General features: G+C 69.9%; 1 protein-coding gene. It reads left to right on the top strand.

Going from position 1 to position 1,705, the window contains the following annotated elements:
* A partial coding sequence (locus tag AB0C46_RS40675) for a beta-ketoacyl synthase N-terminal-like domain-containing protein (RefSeq protein WP_362834173.1) occupies positions 1–1,705 on the top strand: 1,705 nt, incomplete at both ends.

Below are 1,705 nucleotides of genomic sequence, written 5' to 3'. Positions count from 1 at the left end.
GGGCTTCGACTCGCTGACCGCCGTCGAACTGCGCAACCGTCTGAACGCGGCCGTGGGTGTCCGGCTGCCGTCCACGGTGATCTTCGACCACCCGAGCGCGTCGGCGCTGGCGGACGAGATCCTCGCGGAGCTGTTCGGGACAGACTCGGACGACGACCAGGGCGTGATGGCGGCGGTGTCGACCGATCCGATCGCGATCGTGGGAATGGCGTGCCGTTACCCGGGCGGGGTGCGTTCCCCCGAGGAGCTGTGGGAGCTGTTGGTGTCGGGTGGGGACGCGATCGGCGCGTTCCCCGCCGATCGCGGCTGGGACGTCGAGGCGCTGTTCGACCCGGACCCGGACGCCGAAGGCTCGACCTACGTCGTCGAGGGCGGTTTCCTCAGTGGCGCCGGGGAGTTCGACGCTGGCTTCTTCGGGATCAGTCCGCGCGAGGCGTTGGCCATGGACCCGCAGCAGCGGCTCCTGCTGGAAACCTCCTGGGAGGCCGTTGAACGGGCCGGCATCGACCCGAAGTCGCTCCACGGCTCGGCGACCGGTGTGTTCGTCGGCGCGGCTTCTTCCGGCTACATCGGCGCCGCGAGCGGCGAGGCGGGAGCTCAGGCTCATCTGATCACTGGGAATGCGTTGAGTGTGCTGTCGGGCCGGATCGCCTACTCCTTGGGTCTGGTGGGCCCGGCGGTGACGGTGGACACGGCGTGTTCGTCGTCGTTGGTGGCGCTGCATCAGGCGGTGCAGGCTCTGCGGTCGGGCGAGTGCTCGGTGGCGCTGGCCGGTGGTGTGACGGTGATGGCCGACCCGGGCGAGTTTGTCGGCTTCTCGCGGCTGCGCGCCCTGGCCTCGGACGGCCGGTGCAAGGCGTTCGGCGAGGGCGCGGACGGCATGGGCATCGGCGAGGGCGCGGGCATGCTGGTGCTGGAGAGGCTCTCCGAAGCGCAGCGCAAGGGCCGTCGAGTCCTGGGCCTGGTGCGCGGCTGCGCGATCAACCAGGACGGTGCGTCGAACGGCCTCACGGCTCCGAACGGTCCGGCCCAACGGCGAGTCATTCGCGCGGCGTTGGCGAGTGGGGAGCTGTCGGCGGCGGATGTGGATGTGGTGGAGGCGCATGGCACCGGTACGGAGTTGGGCGATCCGATCGAGGCCGGTGCGCTGCTGGCCACCTACGGCCAGGGACGTGCTGGGGACCGGCCGTTGTGGCTGGGTTCGGTGAAGTCGAACATCGGGCATGCGCAGCAGGCTGCTGGTGTGGCGGGTGTGATCAAGATGGTGATGGCGTTGCGGCATGGTGTGCTGCCGAAGACGCTGCATGCCGAGGAGCCGTCGTCGCACGTTGATTGGGAGACGGGGAATGTGCGGCTGCTGCAGGAGGCGGTGGAGTGGCCGGCGGGTGAGCGGCCGCGTCGGGCGGGTGTGTCGGCCTTCGGGATCAGTGGCACCAACGCGCACGTGATCATCGAAGAGGCTCCGACCGGGATAGACGAAAGCGACCCGATTCCCGCCCCGGCGGTGGAGAACGCGGTTCAGGCGTGGGTGCTGTCCGGGCGGGACACCGCGGCGCTTGCTGGTCAGGCGGGTCGGCTGCGTGAACATGTGGTGGCGCGGCTGGAGTTGTCGGTGGGTGATGTGGCGTGGTCGTTGGCGACGACGCGTGCAGCGCTGGAGCACCGGGCTGTTGTGCTCGGTGGCGAGCGGAGTGAGCTGGCTGAG

It is taken from the genome of Streptomyces sp. NPDC048637, from assembly GCF_040650675.1.
Lineage (GTDB): Bacteria > Actinomycetota > Actinomycetes > Streptomycetales > Streptomycetaceae > Streptomyces.
Note: the sequence above shows the minus strand (reverse complement) of the source record. Positions and strands in the feature narration are given on the sequence as shown.